14 protein-coding genes are annotated in these 17274 nt (G+C 44.0%); 11 read left to right on the plus strand and 3 right to left on the minus strand.

The window, feature by feature from the left end; translation table 11 throughout:
- Positions 1 to 96 precede the first annotated feature (96 nt).
- Entirely contained in the window at positions 97 to 792 is a 696-nt protein-coding gene (locus AB4238_RS04200; protein WP_372031597.1) for a DUF3313 family protein, read from the plus strand.
- A 52-nt stretch (positions 793 to 844) separates the two neighbouring features.
- Here the strand turns inward: AB4238_RS04200 and mnmC are convergent, their stop codons facing one another.
- Positions 845 to 2713: an FAD-dependent 5-carboxymethylaminomethyl-2-thiouridine(34) oxidoreductase MnmC gene (gene mnmC / locus AB4238_RS04205; RefSeq protein ID WP_372031600.1), complete on the minus strand. Its 1869-nt coding sequence runs from the start codon at positions 2711 to 2713 to the stop codon at positions 845 to 847.
- A 231-nt stretch (positions 2714 to 2944) separates the two neighbouring features.
- Between mnmC and fabB the strand changes: the two genes are divergently transcribed.
- Positions 2945 to 4156, plus strand: a complete 1212-nt coding sequence (fabB, locus tag AB4238_RS04210) for a beta-ketoacyl-ACP synthase I (RefSeq protein ID WP_372031603.1) — start codon at positions 2945 to 2947, stop codon at positions 4154 to 4156.
- A 96-nt stretch (positions 4157 to 4252) separates the two neighbouring features.
- On the opposite strand, the gene AB4238_RS04215 is transcribed toward fabB, so the two are convergent.
- Positions 4253 to 4633: a VanZ family protein gene (locus AB4238_RS04215; protein ID WP_372031606.1), complete on the minus strand. Its 381-nt coding sequence runs from the start codon at positions 4631 to 4633 to the stop codon at positions 4253 to 4255.
- Between the two features lie 247 nt (positions 4634 to 4880).
- Here AB4238_RS04215 and AB4238_RS04220 point away from each other — a divergent pair, with 247 nt between their 5' ends.
- The 8 genes from AB4238_RS04220 to purF all read left to right on the plus strand — a co-directional run bounded on the left by AB4238_RS04220 (position 4881) and on the right by purF (position 15203).
- The gene (locus AB4238_RS04220; protein WP_372031609.1) at positions 4881 to 6011 is read left to right on the plus strand and encodes a 4-phosphoerythronate dehydrogenase; all 1131 of its coding nucleotides are present in this window, start codon (positions 4881 to 4883) and stop codon (positions 6009 to 6011) included.
- Positions 6012 to 6013: 2 nt separating this feature from the next.
- Complete coding sequence (locus AB4238_RS04225) at positions 6014 to 7030, plus strand: aspartate-semialdehyde dehydrogenase (RefSeq protein ID WP_371995519.1); 1017 nt, start codon at positions 6014 to 6016, stop codon at positions 7028 to 7030.
- 175 nt (positions 7031 to 7205) lie between these two features.
- On the plus strand, positions 7206 to 10157 hold the full coding sequence (locus AB4238_RS04230; RefSeq protein ID WP_372031612.1) for a FimV/HubP family polar landmark protein: 2952 nt from the start codon (positions 7206 to 7208) through the stop codon (positions 10155 to 10157).
- 163 nt (positions 10158 to 10320) lie between these two features.
- Positions 10321 to 11106, plus strand: coding sequence for a tRNA pseudouridine(38-40) synthase TruA (gene truA, locus AB4238_RS04235; RefSeq protein ID WP_372031614.1), 786 nt, complete (start codon positions 10321 to 10323; stop codon positions 11104 to 11106).
- Between the two features lie 16 nt (positions 11107 to 11122).
- Complete coding sequence (gene folC / locus AB4238_RS04240) at positions 11123 to 12391, plus strand: bifunctional tetrahydrofolate synthase/dihydrofolate synthase (protein ID WP_372031617.1); 1269 nt, start codon at positions 11123 to 11125, stop codon at positions 12389 to 12391.
- Positions 12384 to 12986 carry an SPOR domain-containing protein gene (locus AB4238_RS04245; protein ID WP_372031620.1) on the plus strand — a complete coding sequence of 201 codons (603 nt, stop codon included), beginning with the start codon at positions 12384 to 12386 and terminating at the stop codon, positions 12984 to 12986. Before folC ends, AB4238_RS04245 begins: the two co-directional genes overlap by 8 nt.
- Positions 12987 to 13101: 115 nt before the next feature.
- Positions 13102 to 13590, plus strand: a complete 489-nt coding sequence (locus tag AB4238_RS04250; protein WP_020913176.1) for a CvpA family protein — start codon at positions 13102 to 13104, stop codon at positions 13588 to 13590.
- A 98-nt stretch (positions 13591 to 13688) separates the two neighbouring features.
- A complete protein-coding gene (gene purF / locus AB4238_RS04255; RefSeq protein WP_372031621.1) occupies positions 13689 to 15203 on the plus strand; it encodes an amidophosphoribosyltransferase in 1515 nt (504 codons plus the stop codon).
- Between the two features lie 59 nt (positions 15204 to 15262).
- Here purF and AB4238_RS04260 read toward each other — a convergent pair whose 3' ends face one another.
- The gene (locus tag AB4238_RS04260) at positions 15263 to 15535 is read right to left on the minus strand and encodes a hypothetical protein (protein WP_372031624.1); all 273 of its coding nucleotides are present in this window, start codon (positions 15533 to 15535) and stop codon (positions 15263 to 15265) included.
- A 181-nt stretch (positions 15536 to 15716) separates the two neighbouring features.
- Here AB4238_RS04260 and AB4238_RS04265 point away from each other — a divergent pair.
- On the plus strand, positions 15717 to 17274 hold a 1558-nt coding region (locus AB4238_RS04265), incomplete at its 3' end, for a DNA topoisomerase III (protein WP_372031627.1).

Consider the following 17274-nt stretch of genomic DNA (forward strand, 5'->3'; position numbering starts at 1 on the left):
ATGCAATTGGTATTACTTGTTTTCATTGCAACATTGACCTAGTTGGAAATAGCAACCATATTTAGTTGGAATCATTTTTACTAAAGGACTGATTAAATGAAGCTATTTTTAAAGGGGTGTTTGTTACTATTTATCGTATCTATGGTGGGCTGTGCAACAAAAACGCCTACATTAGAGACGGGACCGGATGCTCAAGTAACCAAAGACGGTTTAGTTAAAATCGACAACTCAGTGTTGGATCTTTCCTTTGCGAGACCTAACGTAGACTGGGGCAAGTATACAAAGCTTTATTTTAAAGCGGCTACAGTCACCAATGACCATCCAGCAGATTATAAACCACCACGAATTGATCGCAGGGCTGATGGACTGAATGCCACTTATGATCTCCCAGAAAAAGCGCTCAACAAGATGTCGACTGAGTTTGCTGTTATTGTCGCCAGTGTGTTTAATGAAGATCAACCTTTCAAACTTGTCGACAAAGCTGGGCCTGACACGTTAGTTATTGAAGTCGCAGTCACTGATATTCGACTAAGCGCACCGATAGAGAGCTCTCGACGCAGTTTTAACTCAATGGGAAAAACATACACACAGAACTCAGGTTCAATGATGTTACTTGCTGTTGTAAAGGATGGACAGAGTGGAGAAGTGTTAGCCAAAGCCGCCGATCGTGGAGAAGGATTTGACCAGTGGCAGCAAAATACTCAGGTTTTCAATTGGGGTGACGTTAAAACAGTTTATCGTCGTTGGGTTAATGACTTTAAGAATGCCCTAATGATGGCGGGAGCCGAGTAGTTTAAACAATCAGACGCCTTGTTAGGCGTCTGTTTTTTTAGTTGGATACATATTACTCTAACGCCTTACCCTTAAGCAGTTTTCGCATCCACATTCTGTTCGGGTTTAAAAGTGCAACAAAGTCAGTACTAAGCGGCATGGTTTCACCACACAGTTGAGCTGCTAACGCTTCTGCGGCGAGCAAACCAGAGCTTAAGCCACGAGAACCTAGTCCACCTAAGATGTATAAGCCTTTGTGCACGGGCGCAGGCGTGTTTTGCCAAAACTTTCTACTTGCAGGAGTGAGTTGGTGATTATTGTAAAGCGACATGATTGCATCTAGGTCAGGAGCAGGTCCCATCATAGGAGCATGATCGCGAGTTACCATGCGCACACCAACTCGGGCACTGTGTTTGGTTATATCTATGTCGCGGTTCCAATCTTTATCTAAGTAGCTATGTTGGATCTTGTGTAGGTTATCGACTTGCTCTTGTGGGCTATAAGCCAAGTTGTCTGCATCTTTAACATAACTCGCGCCTAAACAGTGCAGGGCGTTATTCTTCGGGGTCATGTAACCATGGGCACATAATACCGTGCTGAGGTTAGATAGCTTAGCTCTTGTTGGTGCATGGCTAACTTGACCTCTAAATCCAGTGATTTGCAGATGTTTTGTCTGCTCGAAGCGTGTAAGAGACTTGCCATTGGCGACCACCACTGTTTTATAGGGGCCTAGGCGTTGTTGATTATTGATTAAGAACCAGCCCGCATCAGACTTTTCAAGTGCAGTAACCTGAGTGTTTAATTGTACGTTAACATCAGATAACTGCTGCGCCCGTTTAAATGATGCTTTGGTGAGATCTTGCGGTGCGACCCAGCCACCTAAAGGGTAAAAAATCCCAGCTTCATTGATCTCTACACCAGCAATTTCACTTGATTGCTTTTCGTTAACGGCATGGGCGATATCAGCGTTCCACGGATGACCGTTAATTATCTTCTGGACTCGTTTACGGCTGCGATCATCATGGCCTGTATGCAGTACACCGCAGAGATCAAAGTCTATCGGGTAGTTGTTAACAGCAAGTGCGTTTAGGCGGTGCAGACTAAAGAGATAGGCCTGCTGGAAATACTGACTTAAAGTATTATTATCCGGTGTGAGCAATGGGTAGATAGCGCCCTGTTTGTTACCCGATGCCGCTTGAGCCAGCTCGCTATCTTCACAAAATACACTGATTTTTTTATGTCGCTCTGCCAACGATAAAACTAAACTGGCACTCGCAATTCCCCCCCCTATCACGGCAATCTCAGTTGTACTTTCTGCAGTTTGAATTGGGTAGGGAGCTTGTTGACTTGACTGCTGAGCTCGTAAAGCCTGCCGCTCCATTAAAAGGACATTATCGGCAATACTAGATGCAGAACTGAGCATTGATTTTTCGACGTTAAATCCAACCAAGTCGCACAGCGCTAACAGTGTTTGTTGACTATCAGTCGGCAATTCATCTGATATTAGGCAGTGACAATTATCTTGGCTATGCTTGGCCATTTGCCAGAATAGTGCTTGCTCAATCGATTGTGCTGCAAATCTAGAGGTGCACAACCAATAAGATATTAAACTGTTGCTGAGTGGCTGTTGACGTAATTGCTGCTCATAATCACCTAGGTGGAAATCAATAATGAGTCTGCCATGGTTAAGCTTCACTCGTTGACAGCCTTCTATCGCGACGAGATGAATTGCTGGATGAGTCTGTAATAAAGCCTTAAATACTGCTTCAATATGATTATCAATAGCACAGAAAATCTTTAATGTTAGCGAGCCGTCTATAGTTGAATGCAGTTCTATCAGCTCCAAAACTTGGTTTACAGAGTCTAATCCGAGCATCGCAATGGAGATATGTTCGCTGTTGTTAGTCGCTAAGAATGACCTAATATCGTTACTGACTGTCATGGTTACGTCTTTAATGTTAAATTAAACCCTCACAAAAACAGGGTAGGATATTTATAACTTGAGCTAAATTGTACATTTTTATGCTGCAATTTAGGTGAGGTTTTTACGCTATGTCTCAATTTAGGCACTATTTTTGTGTTCTTTATGGAAAGCTGACCACTTAAATGGATTAAAAGCGATACCATTAGCGCAGCAAAATGGGTACTACCTGTATAGAATGGATAGTTAATAATGAAAAGAGTCGTGATCACCGGCTTGGGCGTTGTCTCAAGTATCGGTAACAACAAGCAAGAAGTCACTGAATCATTGAAAGCGGGTCGTAGTGGTATTACCCACTCAGATCAGTTTGAAGAAATGAAGCTGCGCAGCCATGTTTGGGGCGATATCAAGTTAGATCCTAAAGAGCACATTGATCGTAAAGCATTACGCTTTATGGGTAATGCTGCAGCATACGCTTACATAGCAATGGCTGAAGCGATTGAAGATGCAGGACTAACCGAAGAACAATATTCAGATCCACGGGTCGGTATTATTGCGGGTACTGGTGGAGCATCTTCTGCTAACCAAGTACAAGCAGCTGATACGTTGCGAGAAAAAGGTGTAAAGCGCGTTGGGCCATATATCGTGCCACGCATTATGTCGAGTACAGCCAGTGCTTGTCTCGCTACACCATTTAAAATTAAAGGCATGAACTACTCAATTAGTTCAGCTTGTGCTACAAGTGCACACTGTATTGGCCATGCGGCTGAACTTATCCAAATGGGTAAGCAAGACATGGTGTTTGCTGGTGGCTCTGAAGAGGTCGATTGGACCTTGACTATGGGCTTCGATGCCATGGGCGCATTGTCTACTAAATACAATGACACACCTGAAAAAGCATCACGTACTTATGATGCTGACCGTGACGGTTTTGTCATTTCAGGCGGTGGCGGAATCGTTGTCGTTGAAGAGCTTGAGCATGCACTTGCTCGTGGCGCTAAAATTTACGCTGAAGTCATTGGTTACGGCGCATCATCAGATGGCTACGACATGGTTGCTCCGTCAGGGGAAGGCGCTGTACGTTGTATGCAGATGGCTTTAGCTGATGTAGATACTCCAATTGATTACATCAACACCCATGGTACTTCAACGCCTGTTGGTGATATGCGTGAGCTAGAAGCTTTACGTGAAACCTTCGGTGATGACCTACCAGCAATCGCATCAACTAAATCGTTAACTGGTCATGCATTAGGTGCTGCAGGTGCTCATGAAGCCATCTATAGTTTGATTATGATGGAAAACAGCTTTATTGCGCCAAGCATCAATATCGATACCGTAGATGAAAAAGCGGCAGGCATGCCGATTGTGACCGAAATGAAAGAGCAAGAGCTTACGACTGTAATGAGCAACAGCTTTGGTTTCGGTGGTACAAACGCAACTTTGGTGATGCGCAAGTACAAGTAAATTAAAGTTTGTTATCTAAAAAGGAAGCCTCGGCTTCCTTTTTTGTGGCTGAATTTTATGATCTGCTCTGCAGGTGTTTGCCTTCATTTAATCCGTTTATACTAATCGACGGTTCAAAATCTGTGCTGTCTTGGTCGCCAACACAATGCCTAGCGTATCCGCCAATAGATCGCCGACATCAAAAGTTCGCGCAGGGATAAAGGCTTGGCTTAACTCTTCTATAATCACAAATAGCGTGACCGCCAGCGCGCCATAGTAGCAATTGACACGCCCAATTGAGATACACCTATATTGACTCGCAACCACTACTAGTAATGTCAGCGCGCCAAACAGCACTAAATGACCCAGCTTGTCACCAAATGGAATATTGCCAACCATCTCAAAAAGTAGCTGTTGGCCTCCCGTGTTTGCCTGATAGATAATCCATAGAATGAATGAGAAAAAGACCGCTGCTATTATTGAACCGAGTCTATTCATCGTTTAGCCAGTTTATTGCGAGTTAACATTAGCGCTCCTTTGGTGGTCATATTGCCTGTTAAAAGTAAAGTAGCACTGTTCACCCATTGCTGTTAGTTAACAATCGTTAACAGCTTTGTGCTTAGATTTAGGTACTCAGCTATTTTAAGGTTCAAGCTTGAAAAATACTGCTGCTTGATTCTCAAGCCATCACCATCTTGCTAGAATGCCTGTCCTACGTGTCGTGCTCACTTTTTTGGAAACCATAATGAAGATCCTCGCTGACGAAAACATGCCCTACGTGCAACAGTTGTTTGGTGACTTAGGCACCATCAAAACGGTAAATGGCAGAGAACTAACCGCGGAGCAAGTTAAAGACGCTGATGTACTGTTAGTCCGTTCAGTGACAAAAGTGAACCAAGATTTACTGCAAGATAATGACAAACTTAAGTTTGTCGGCAGTGCAACTATAGGCACTGATCATATTGACCTCGATTACTTAGCCAGTCGAAATATTCCGTTCTCCAACGCACCAGGCTGTAATGCCACAGCAGTAGGTGAGTTTGCTTTTATCGCCATGCTTGAACTCGCACAGCGTTTTAAAAGTCCATTAAAGGGTAAAGTGGTCGGCATTGTGGGTGCCGGCAATACCGGTACCGCCGTCGCAAAATGCCTAAAGGCTTATGGCATTGAAGTGTTACTTTGCGATCCAGTGTTACAAGAAAAAGGGGATCCAAGAAGCTTTGTTTCTTTAGGCACCCTCATAGAAAAGAGTGATGTGGTTAGTCTACATGTCCCTATTACGAAAAAAGGTGCGCATAAAACCTGGTATCTATTCGATGAAGCACGCTTAAACAGCTTACGTGAAAATACTTGGCTACTGAACTGCTGCCGTGGTGAAGTCATCGATAACCGAGCTTTGATTACCTTTAAGCAGCAACGAGATGACGTCAAAGTGGTACTCGATGTATGGGAAGGTGAACCTAACCCTATGCCTGAACTAGTGCCTTATATTGAATTTTGTACGCCACACATTGCTGGGTACTCGTTAGAAGGCAAGGCGCGTGGCACTTTTATGTTGTATCAACAACTAGCTAAGGTGCTACAAATAAAAGACGATAAACAGATGGAAATGCTATTACCGCCACTTTGGAGCGAACAGGTGTCAGTTACCGAAATAGCCGATGAAAGAGCGTTATTACAGCTGGCAAGGTTTGTTTATGATCTGCGCGATGATGATGAGTTATTCAGAAATAACTTTCTTAATAACCATGGGTTTGATCATATGAGAAAAAATCACAAGCATAGGCGTGAATTTAGTGCATTAAAGGTAGGCAACCTAGGCCAAACTAATGTAAATTGGGTGTCCAATTTAGGGTTTTCAGGAGTCGAGCTGTAATTATGTCACAGGAATATAATGTTGTCGTATTAGGTGCATCGGGCGCAGTGGGTCAAACAATGATAGAGATCCTCGAAGAGCGCAATTTTCCGATTGCAAATTTGTATCCTTTAGCCAGCAGTCGTAGCGCCGGTAATACGGTCAGCTTCCATGGTAAACAGGTCGAGATTTTAGACGTAGATACCTTTGACTGGTCACAAGCTCAAATTGGTTTCTTTTCTGCCGGTGGCGATGTCTCTGAAAAGTGGGCGCCAATTGCAGCAGAAAACGGTTGTGTTGTCATCGATAACACCTCGCATTTCAGATATGACATTGATGTGCCTCTCGTAGTACCAGAAGTGAACCCAGAAGCGATTGCTGATTTTAGAAATCGCAATATCATTGCCAACCCTAACTGTTCAACGATTCAAATGTTAGTCGCGTTGAAGCCGATTCATGATGCTTATGGGATCTCGCGTATTAACGTTGCGACTTATCAGTCAGTATCAGGTTCTGGTAAACAGTCAGTTGAAGAGTTAGCTACGCAGTGCTCTAAGTTGCTTCAAGGTTTACCCGTTGAACCAAAAACTTACTCAAAGCAGATTGCGTTTAACGTGTTACCGCAAATTGATAAGTTTATGGACAATGGCTACACCAAAGAAGAGATGAAGATGGTGTGGGAAACGCAAAAAATCTTTGGTGATGAATCTATCGTCGTCAACCCTACCGCAGTGCGTGTGCCAGTATTCTATGGCCATTCAGAAGCGATTCATCTTGAAACTTTGCAGCCTGTCGATGCTGAAGATGTTAAAGCTGTGTTGCGCGGTGCACCCGGTGTTGAATTGTTTGAGTCTGATGAAGAATATCCTACTGCAGTTGATGATGGTGCGGGAACTGATCCTGTTTACGTCGGACGTGTTCGTAAAGATATCTCCCATGACAACGGTATAAACCTTTGGGTAGTTTCGGATAACATCCGTAAAGGCGCCGCATTAAATAGCGTACAGATAGCTGAAGTGTTGATCCGAGATTATTACTAAACTGATTTAGTACTCGATTAATTGCTTAAAAAGCCCGCACTATGCGGGCTTTTTATGTTTTAGAGTTGTGAACAGTAGCAGGGCAACTTAATCTAGTTTATAGTAATCTCAATAAATACAATTGCCTAAAGCTAGTCGCCAAAGAGTGACTTCTACGCTTCAAAGGGAAGGATTGATGAACTTTCGCACTTCGCATTTTGCTGGCATCTTTGCCGCTGCTTTAACTGTTTTTGCTGTTGCTCCTTCGATTAACCTTGCGACGGCAGAACCATTAAAAATTACAGGTCCTGAAGGTCAAACTAAAGCAGTTAAGCGACAATATGGGCCAACCACATCATCCGATACCTTCTGGAGTATCGCCCAAGCGGTTAAACCTGATAATAGCGTCACTGTTTATCAAGTGATGTCAGCTTTGTATGATGCCAACCCCCATGCCTTCAGCGGCAAGAATTATAATAGCTTAGAGCGCGGAATGATTTTGCTAGTGCCGTCAAAAGACATCATGCAACAGGTCTCCAAAAGCAGTGCTAAAAAACGCGCTGAAAATAACGATCGCGGCTGGAATAATCCAAACCAAACAGTCGTGCCCGCAAAAGTTATTCAACCAGTTGACAAACCTAAAGTTGTAATTCAACCCGAGCGGCTCTCAAAAGCGTCATCTGCTGAAATAAAATTACTTACAGAAAAGCTTGAACAAGCAGAAGCGTTGAATTTGTCACTTACTGATGAGTTAGCCCGTGCGAGTGATGAAATAACCATAGGTTCAACTGATACTGAATCTTTTCAAGAAGAGATAGCAGAATTACAAGCAGAGAATGCACTGTTAAAACAAGCGTTGCAAGATCGTACGAACGAAAATGAAGCACTAAAAAATGATGTTGCAGCTAAACAGAAAGTGATTGAGCAATTAAGCCAACCCAAAGAGGAGCCAACTTCGACAATTTGGCGCTCCTTAATGGACAATCCACTGCTACTTGTTCTTGGTGCAGTTGTTCCTGCATTACTTGCTCTTGCTTTATTCTGGCTGTTCATCCGCAGACGTAATGAAAATGAAGCGGCAGCTGAATCAATCGATGATAAGCAAGCAAATAACGCTCAGGTTGATGCCGTTGATGATGACAAGGCAATTGCTACAGAAAATGTAGATGAAGATGATATTAGCCTCGCGGTACATTTAGATACCGACCAAGATGACAGCGCTGCTGGCATCAATGTTATTAATGCTCCAGAGTCGGAAGATGTCGACCTTGTGGTCGAAGAAGCAGCGGATGAAGGCCAGTCATTAGATGACTTGTGGGCTGAAGCGATGGGTGAGCAAGATGGGGAAACAGAATCCATTGATGACTCAGGTAAAGCTGAAGATGATGATCTGGACGCGCTGTTAACGGGTTTCGATGAGGAGCCAGAAACAACAAAAGCCACTGACGAAGATGACCTAGACGCACTATTATCAGGTTTTGACGAAACACCTGAAACAGCTAAAGAGCCAGAAGAAGATGACTTAGATGCGCTGTTATCAGGTTTTGACGAAACACCTGAAACAGCTAAAGCGCCAGAAGAAGATGACTTAGATGCACTGCTATCAGGTTTTGATGAAGCACCTGAAACCGCTAAAGCGCCAGAGGAAGATGACTTAGATGCACTGCTATCAGGTTTTGATGAAGCACCTGAAATCGCTAAAGCGTCAGAGCAAGATGACTTAGATGCGCTGTTATCGGGTTTTGATGAAACACCTGAAGCAGCTGAAACCGCTAAAGCGTCAGAGCAAGATGACCTAGATGCACTGCTATCAGGTTTTGATGAAACACCTGAAGCAGCTGAAACCGCTAAAGCGTCAGAGCAAGATGACTTAAATGCACTTATAGATGCAAAGAATTCAGTCTCCGAAGACGCCGTTACTGATAGCGATGAGCTTGACTCATTACTCGCTGAGTTTGATATCCAGGCTGATGACACGGAATTACAAGCAGATGATAGTGATATTGATGCGCTTTCAGATGAGGTCGCTGCCGAACTAGAGTTGCCGCTAGAGATCGCTGCCGAGTTAGATCTCAACGTTGAAGATATTAGCAGCGATGAAGCAGAGCTAGATCAAGAGTTAGACACCTTGCTTGCTGATCTTGAGGCACCTGTTGATGAAAATGCTGCAAAATTCCCACAAGAGTCGATTGCACTTATTGATGATATTGCAGCAGAGCTAGAAACTGAGTTACCCAAAGATGCTGTGGAAGAGGGGGAATTAGATAGTTTACTCGCGGAATTCAACTTAACCGATACCCCTGCAGATGATGTGCTAAGCGAGCTTAACGATAGTGAAAGTGCTAGCAGTGAAACACAGGAAGTTGCTGATAATGACTTTAGCTTAGATTTCGACCTCAGCGATAACGAAACCCGCTCAGACGAAATGAATCAAGATGACAGTATTGAGTTAGATCCTGTCGCTGAAAGTGTTGATGTTGATTCTAAACCGGCTGATGACAATATGCTTGAGTTTAGCGCCGAGCCAATAGAGCCAAGTATTAAAGCAGACAAAGACAGTGGCTTCTTCGATGATTTAAAAGGGATAAAAAAGCCAGAGCCCACAGTGCTAGATTGGGATTCTGTCACCTCTGAAGTGGACTCTGCAACACTCAGCGATGATGAACTGCTCAGTGAGCTTGCCGCGAGTGGAGGAGCAAGTGATGAAGCTGATGTGGAACTCGACGCATTTATTATTGAAGATGATAGTAAATTAACAGTCGATCAAGCATTAGCCGCGCTTGATGCTAATGAAAACAGTGACCAATCTAACGATATTCCAGAGCACGATTTAACCACTTTCCAAAAAGATAACGGTTTTATCGATATCGATAGATTATTGAATGAAGCCGATGAAGAGACAGTAGAGACAGATCTTTATCAAGAGTTAGATGTTGATATGGGCGAACTCGACTCTTTGATGGGTAATACATCTATGGTTGATGTGGATGATGCTGAAAATTCAATCAATGCCAAACTTGATTTAGCCCGTGCGTATATTGAAATTGATGATAATGATAGCGCTCGTGCTTTACTCAAAGAGGTGGAACTTGATGGTAATGAACGACAGCAAACAGAAGCGTCAGGTTTGATAAAAGAGTTAGTGTAAAATATTCAGTTAAAAACGGCGCCCAAGGCGCCTTTTTTATGCTTATCGTTCGGTACGAATATGCTAGAATCGCCGGCTATTAAATATTATTGATTGTCGATAGCTGCGTTTTAAGCAAACGGGGTTGTGGCGAACATATTTGTGCAGAGTTAAGAGGTGTGTGATGCGGGTTGCGTTAGGTATAGAGTACGATGGAAGTCGGTATTACGGTTGGCAGCGCCAGCTCGATGTCGACTCTGTGCAAGGGCAGCTAGAAAAAGCCCTCTCTAAAGTTGCCAATGAGCCTATTACAGTGCAATGCGCTGGCCGAACTGATACCGGTGTGCATGGCACTGGGCAGGTGGTTCACTTCGATACCAATGCGATTCGTAAAGAGACAGCTTGGACACTCGGGGTTAATGTTAACTTACCCGATGATATTGCCGTGCGTTGGGTTAAAGTGGTCGATGAAGAGTTTCATGCGCGTTTTTCTGCGACCGCCAGACGCTACCGCTATATGATCTATAACCATCAATTACGCCCAGGCATTTTGCGCAGTGGTGTGAGCCATTATCGTGGTGATATTGATGAAAATAAAATGCATCAAGCTGCACAGCTATTTGTTGGCGAACACGACTTTACCAGCTTTAGAGCATTGCAATGCCAGTCAAAAACTCCTTTTCGTGAAATACATGAAGTCAATGTCACACGTCAGGGGATGTATATTTGCGTTGATATAAAAGCCAACGCTTTTCTACATCATATGGTGCGCAACATCGTTGGCACTTTGCTTGAAATCGGCAAAGGCAATCAGCCAAAGGAATGGGTTAATACATTATTAGCGCTTAAAGATAGATCAAAAGCAGCGGCTACGGCGCAGCCAAATGGTTTGTACTTAGTTGATGTTACTTACCCTGAGCATTTTCAATTGCCTAAGCTCGCTTTAGGCCCACTGTTTATGTTGGATTAATCCAGTGATGGAATCGATGAAACATATTGCACCGACAGCAAACTCGCCGTTGACTATTTGGCTCGACTATTTGTTGGCGATTCATCCAACTGAAATCGATATGGGGCTGACGCGAGTCTCAGAAGTCGCCAAACGCTTATCGCTAACAGTGCTGGGTGATACCAAAGTGGTCACCGTTGCTGGCACAAATGGTAAGGGAACGACCTGCGCCATGATAGAGGCTGCCCTTAAACTTAAGGGGAAAACGGTGGGCGTTTATAGTTCGCCTCATCTGCTTAACTATAATGAACGGGTGCGAATTAATGGTGTAGATGCAACTGATGCTGCGTTAGTCAGTGCATTTGAGGAGATTGAAGCTGCTAGAGCTGAGATATCGTTAAGCTTTTTTGAGTATGCAACACTGGCTGGCTTAGTGCTATTCAAACGTGAACAACTCGACGTTATATTGCTTGAAGTCGGTCTCGGTGGCCGTCTTGATGCCACCAATATTATTGACGCTGATATCAGTGTGGTCACCTCAATCGATCTGGATCATCAAGAGTATTTAGGTGATACCCGTGAGTTAGTGGCAGCTGAAAAAGCAGGAATTTTTAGAGCGGGGCGCCCAGCCATTGTTGGCGAACCTGATTGCCCGCAGCCACTTATTGATTATGCACACAGTATTGGCGCCAATTTATATCGAGTCGGGCAAGAGTTTAACTATATCTGCGGCGATACAAGCTGGAGTTATCGCGGGCAGTCTTTCGATTTAGACACATTGCCTTTCCCCAAACTACCTCAGCCCAATGCTGCAACGGCTATCGCGGTGCTTGAACATTTATGTCCAAATATCGACGCGAATTTGCTTGCTAACGTGGTGGGGAGTACACAGCTTGCAGGCCGTTTAGAACAGCTTTGTGATAAGCCTTGCGTAATGGTCGATGTTGCTCATAACCCTCATGCTGCTCGTTATTTGAAATCGCGCTTAAGTAAGCTTAACAAAGCACGTCTATTTGCGATTTGTGGCATGTTAAAAGATAAAGATGCAGCTGCAGTGCTAGCAGAGCTGTCAATCGATGTAACACATTGGTATCTTACTGATTTAGACGTACCACGAGGGGCGAATGCTGAGTCATTAAAGGCATTATTGCCACCACAAAGTGGTGCGAGTTGTTTTGCTAACATCGGGGCTGCTTGGAATGCTGTGCAACAGCAAGCAAATGCCGACGATGTGATCATCGTTTTTGGCTCATTTTATACAGTAGCTGGATTTAAAGCATTGTTTAAGGGAGAGAGTTTTGTCTAGTCATTTTCAAAATCGTCTAGTCGGTGTGATTGTTATTGTCGCACTAGGTGTGATTTTTTTACCCGATATACTTGATGGCAAAAAGCAGCGTCAAGAGGAACAGTTCGCCGAGATCCCGCTAAGGCCTGAAGTCGAATCAGCACAGTTACCGCAACAAGCGATTGAAACGCTAGAGCTAGACACTGAAGCGTCAACCACCACTGTCGGTGATGATAGCTGGGAAATAGAGCCTGCCATTGAAGAAAAAGCGGCAGCAGTGGTTAACACTGAGCCAAAGGTTAAAGATGTTGCGGTAAAAGCGCAAAGCACCGTGGTAGCGGCTAACGAAAAGCAGGTTGTTGCCAACTCAAAAGCATGGACTATTCAGCTCGGTAGTTTTAAAAATGCCGCAAATGTTGAAGCGTTAGTAAAAAGCCTGCGTGCCAAAGGCTTTAGTGCTTATACGTTACCGACAAAACCTGTAGATGGAAAGCTGACTAAAGTGTTTGTTGGGCCAAACATCTCTAAAGATAAATTGGTTGCTATGCAGCCAGATATTGAGAAACAGACTAAGTTGAAAGGCCGCATTGTGGCATACAACCCTGTCGAAAAATAACAAGGTGTGATTGTCCTATTCTGAGAAATCGTTATTTCGTCTACAAAGCGTGTGAAATAACCTTGTCTCTGATAGAATCGCGCCGTCTTAAACCCTATGCCGGATATACTCTTCAATGGTTTGGATTGATTACGCCATCATCATCGTTATTGGACTGTCGACACTGATAAGTTTGGTACGAGGCTTTGTTAAAGAAGCGATGTCACTTGTCGTGTGGTTCGCCGCATTCTTTATCGCCAGTCAGTTTTACCTCAAGCTCGCCACTCATCTAACTCAGATGCAAGATGAAATGGTTCGTAACGGCGTTGCAGTCGCTATTCTCTTTATCTCTACACTTATTTTAGGCGCGCTAGTTAACTACATTATTGGCCAACTAGTTTCTAAAACCGGATTGTCTGGCACCGATAGAGTGCTCGGCTTATGCTTCGGTGCGCTTAGAGGCGCACTAATCGTAAGCGCAATACTATTTTTCTTGGACGCTTTTACAGGAGCGCCCAATACAGATTGGTGGCAGAGTTCAACACTAGTGCCCGAATTTGGAGTTGTTATTCAGTGGTTCTTTGACTACTTGGAAAACACCTCAAGCTTTGTACCCAAAATATAAAATGCACTAAAGCATTATTTGGACTTCGGCCAAGAATTAACTTGGCTGAAGCAAAAATATTTAAATAATAGAACATCTTACAATGAGGAAGCTTACCCATGTGTGGTATTGTCGGAATAGTTGGTCAGTCATCGGTTAATCAAACCATTTATGATGCATTGACTGTGCTTCAGCATCGTGGACAGGATGCTGCTGGCATTGTGACCGTAGACGGATATGCGTTTAGATTACGTAAAGCCAATGGCTTAGTTAAAGACGTTTTTGAAGCAAAGCATATGCAACGCCTGCAAGGTAATTCAGGTATTGGTCACGTGCGTTACCCTACGGCCGGAAGTTCAAGCGCTTCTGAAGCTCAGCCGTTTTATGTTAACTCACCTTTTGGGATCTCATTAGCGCATAACGGCAACCTAACCAACACGGTTGATTTGCATGAGCGCTTACATAAGCAGCGTCGTCACGTTAGCACGACTTCAGATTCTGAAGTGTTGTTAAATCTACTGGCAGATGAACTGCAGCATACGACCACTCAACACCTGTCTTCTGATGATGTGTTCAAAGCTATTAGCAAAGTCCACGAAATTGCTCGTGGTGCTTATGCGGTTGCAGCGATGGTCATCGGCCATGGCTTAATGGCATTTAGAGATCCATTTGGTATTCGTCCGTTAGTTATCGGTAAGCACGAAACTGAAACCGGTACAGAGTACATGGTAGCCTCAGAAAGTGTTGCACTTGATGCTGTTGGTTTTGAGTTTATGCGCGATGTTGCGCCGGGTGAAGCGGTTTATATCACCTTAGAAGGTGAGTTATTCACTCGCCAATGTGCTCATACGCCAAGCTACGCGCCGTGTATTTTCGAATTTGTTTATTTTGCTCGCCCAGACTCGACGATCGACAATGTCTCTGTTTATAGCAGCCGCGTAAACATGGGGACGATGTTAGGTGAGAAGATCAAGAGAGAATGGGAAGATCACGATATCGATGTGGTTATTCCTATTCCTGAAACTTCGTGTGATATCGCCCTTGAAATTGCTCGACATATGGACTTGCCATACCGTCAAGGTTTCGTGAAAAACCGTTATATTGGTCGTACCTTTATTATGCCTGGTCAACAAGAGCGTAAGAAATCAGTACGTCGTAAGCTCAATGCCATTGGTGCTGAGTTTAAAGGTAAGAATGTCTTGTTGGTTGATGACTCGATTGTTCGTGGTACAACTTCAGAACAGATCATCGAAATGGCACGTGATGCTGGCGCTAAGAAAGTGTACTTTGCTTCAGCGGCTCCGGAAATTCGTTTCCCGAATGTTTACGGTATCGATATGCCGACGACTAATGAGCTTATTGCTCATGGTCGTGACGTTGAAGAGATCACTAAGCTTATTGGTGCCGATGGGATGATTTTCCAATCACTGCCAGATCTTATTGAAGCGGTACGTAAAGAAAATCCATCGATTAAGCGTTTTGAAACATCAGTATTTGACGGCAAGTACGTGACTAATGATGTTGATCAAGCGTATTTAGACCACATTACCCAACTGCGTAATGATGATGCTAAAGCTAATCGCAGCAAAGATATTGGTACTAATCTAGAGATGCATAACGTTTGTCATCCGTAGATTTAGTATAAAGTGTAAAAAAGCCGAGTGAATACTCGGCTTTTTTGTGGCTATAAAGTCTAAAGACTAAATAGCTGTTGTGCCCATACAGCCATCCAACTGGCGAACAACAGTGTATAGGCCACTCGCGTAAAACCATGTCCTAACTTCAAACCTATTAAGGTGCTAACGCAACTGAGGGTAATAGTAAGACTGGCAAGGATCAACGGTTCTATTGTACGGTTCTGTGACAACAACGGCGCGGCTAGAATGACCCATGCCGTGATAAGTAAGAAGTGGAACAGTAATAACCTATCGAGCCTGACGCCAGGGTTTGTCATTGTGGTTAGCATAGTGGTTCTCCTTTAACGGTACTAAAGTCCTCCTTTAACGATGGCTAATTTAACCATTAAATGAGAATTGTTCTCAACAAAATTTACAATCTTTGAGCAGTTAAACGCCTTTTGATTGCGCTGTATGTCACCTCAGGTTACAGTTACTGTTAATTTATACAGTAATAAAGAATCTGCATCGATGATCTTATATATTGCCGAGAAACCCAGTTTAGGTAGAGCCATTGCCGACGTATTGCCCAAACCACTCAAAAAGGGTGAAGGTTTTATACGTGCAGCTAATGGCGATTGTGTTTCTTGGTGTGTGGGGCACCTATTAGAGCAAGCTGAGCCCGATGCATACGCGCCAGAATATAAATCATGGAAGTTTGAGCACCTGCCAATCGTGCCTGATGTGTGGAAGATGAAACCCAAGTATAAGATGCGTGGCCAGATCTCAGTGCTTAGAGGCTTAGTTAAAGAAGCGACACAACTGGTCAACGCGGGCGATCCGGATAGAGAAGGGCAGTTACTGGTTGATGAGATCATTGCTCACTTAGGTGTTAAAGGTGCCAAGTTAACACAAGCGAAAAGATTGCTCATAAGTGATTTAAACCCTCAAGCGGTTAAACGTGCTTTGGGACAATTGCGACTTAACCGAGAATTTATTCCGCTATCAACTTCCGCATTAGCGCGCTCGCGCGCGGATTGGCTTTATGGCATGAACATGACTCGTGCTTATACCATACAAGGCCGAAAAGTCGGTTATCAAGGGGTGCTGTCAGTAGGCCGAGTGCAAACGCCTATATTGGGTCTTGTGGTGCGCAGAGACGAAGAGATAGCTAATTTTGTCTCTAAGCCTTTTTTCGAGGTATTGGCGCATTTAACTGCGGAGCCAGGGCAAACATTCACCGCCAAATGGCAGCCCAGTGAAGCCTGCCAGCCATACATGGACGAAGATGGACGGGTATTGGCTAAAGGGTTAGCACAAAACGTAGTGGGGCGTATTAGTGAACAGCAAGCGACAGTTGATAAGATCACCGCGCAAGACAAGAAACAGAATGCTCCCTTACCCTACAATTTATCAAGTTTACAAATTGATGCTGCGAAACGCTTCGGCATGAGTGCAAAAACAGTTTTAGATACTTGTCAGTCGCTGTATGAGCGGCACAAACTGATTACTTACCCGCGATCCGATAGCCGATATTTGCCACAAGAGCAGCATGCTATGGCACCAAGTGTCATCAGCACAGTTAACAAGGGCGCCGCCGAACTGACACAAGGCATTGATGCGCCTAATGCCAAACTTAAGTCAAAAGCTTGGAATGACAAAAAAGTCGATGCTCACCATGCGATTATTCCCACTGAAAAAGTGGCGAACTTAAGCAGCCTAAGCCCCGCCGAGAAGCAAATATACCTGCAGGTCGCTCGTCAATACTTGATGCAGTTCTATAATGCTTACCAGTACAAAGAAACGGTGGTGGAAATCATTATTGCTGGTGGATTATTTAAGACTAAGGCCAAGCAGGAGAGCGCTAAAGGTTGGAAGCAACTGCTGAAGCAGAGTAAAGCTAACAACAATGTGGAGGCTAATGGGCAAGATGAGGAAGAGTTAGCAACCATTCCACCATTAACAAAAGGTCAAATTCTCTTTTGTGACCGAGGCGAGTTATTAGAGAAGCAGACTCAGCCGCCTAAGCATTTTACTGATGCGACGCTTTTAAGCGCGATGACAGGCATTAGCCGCTTTGTTACCGACC

The organism is Shewanella sp. 10N.286.45.A1 (assembly GCF_041470405.1).
Lineage (GTDB): Bacteria > Pseudomonadota > Gammaproteobacteria > Enterobacterales > Shewanellaceae > Shewanella.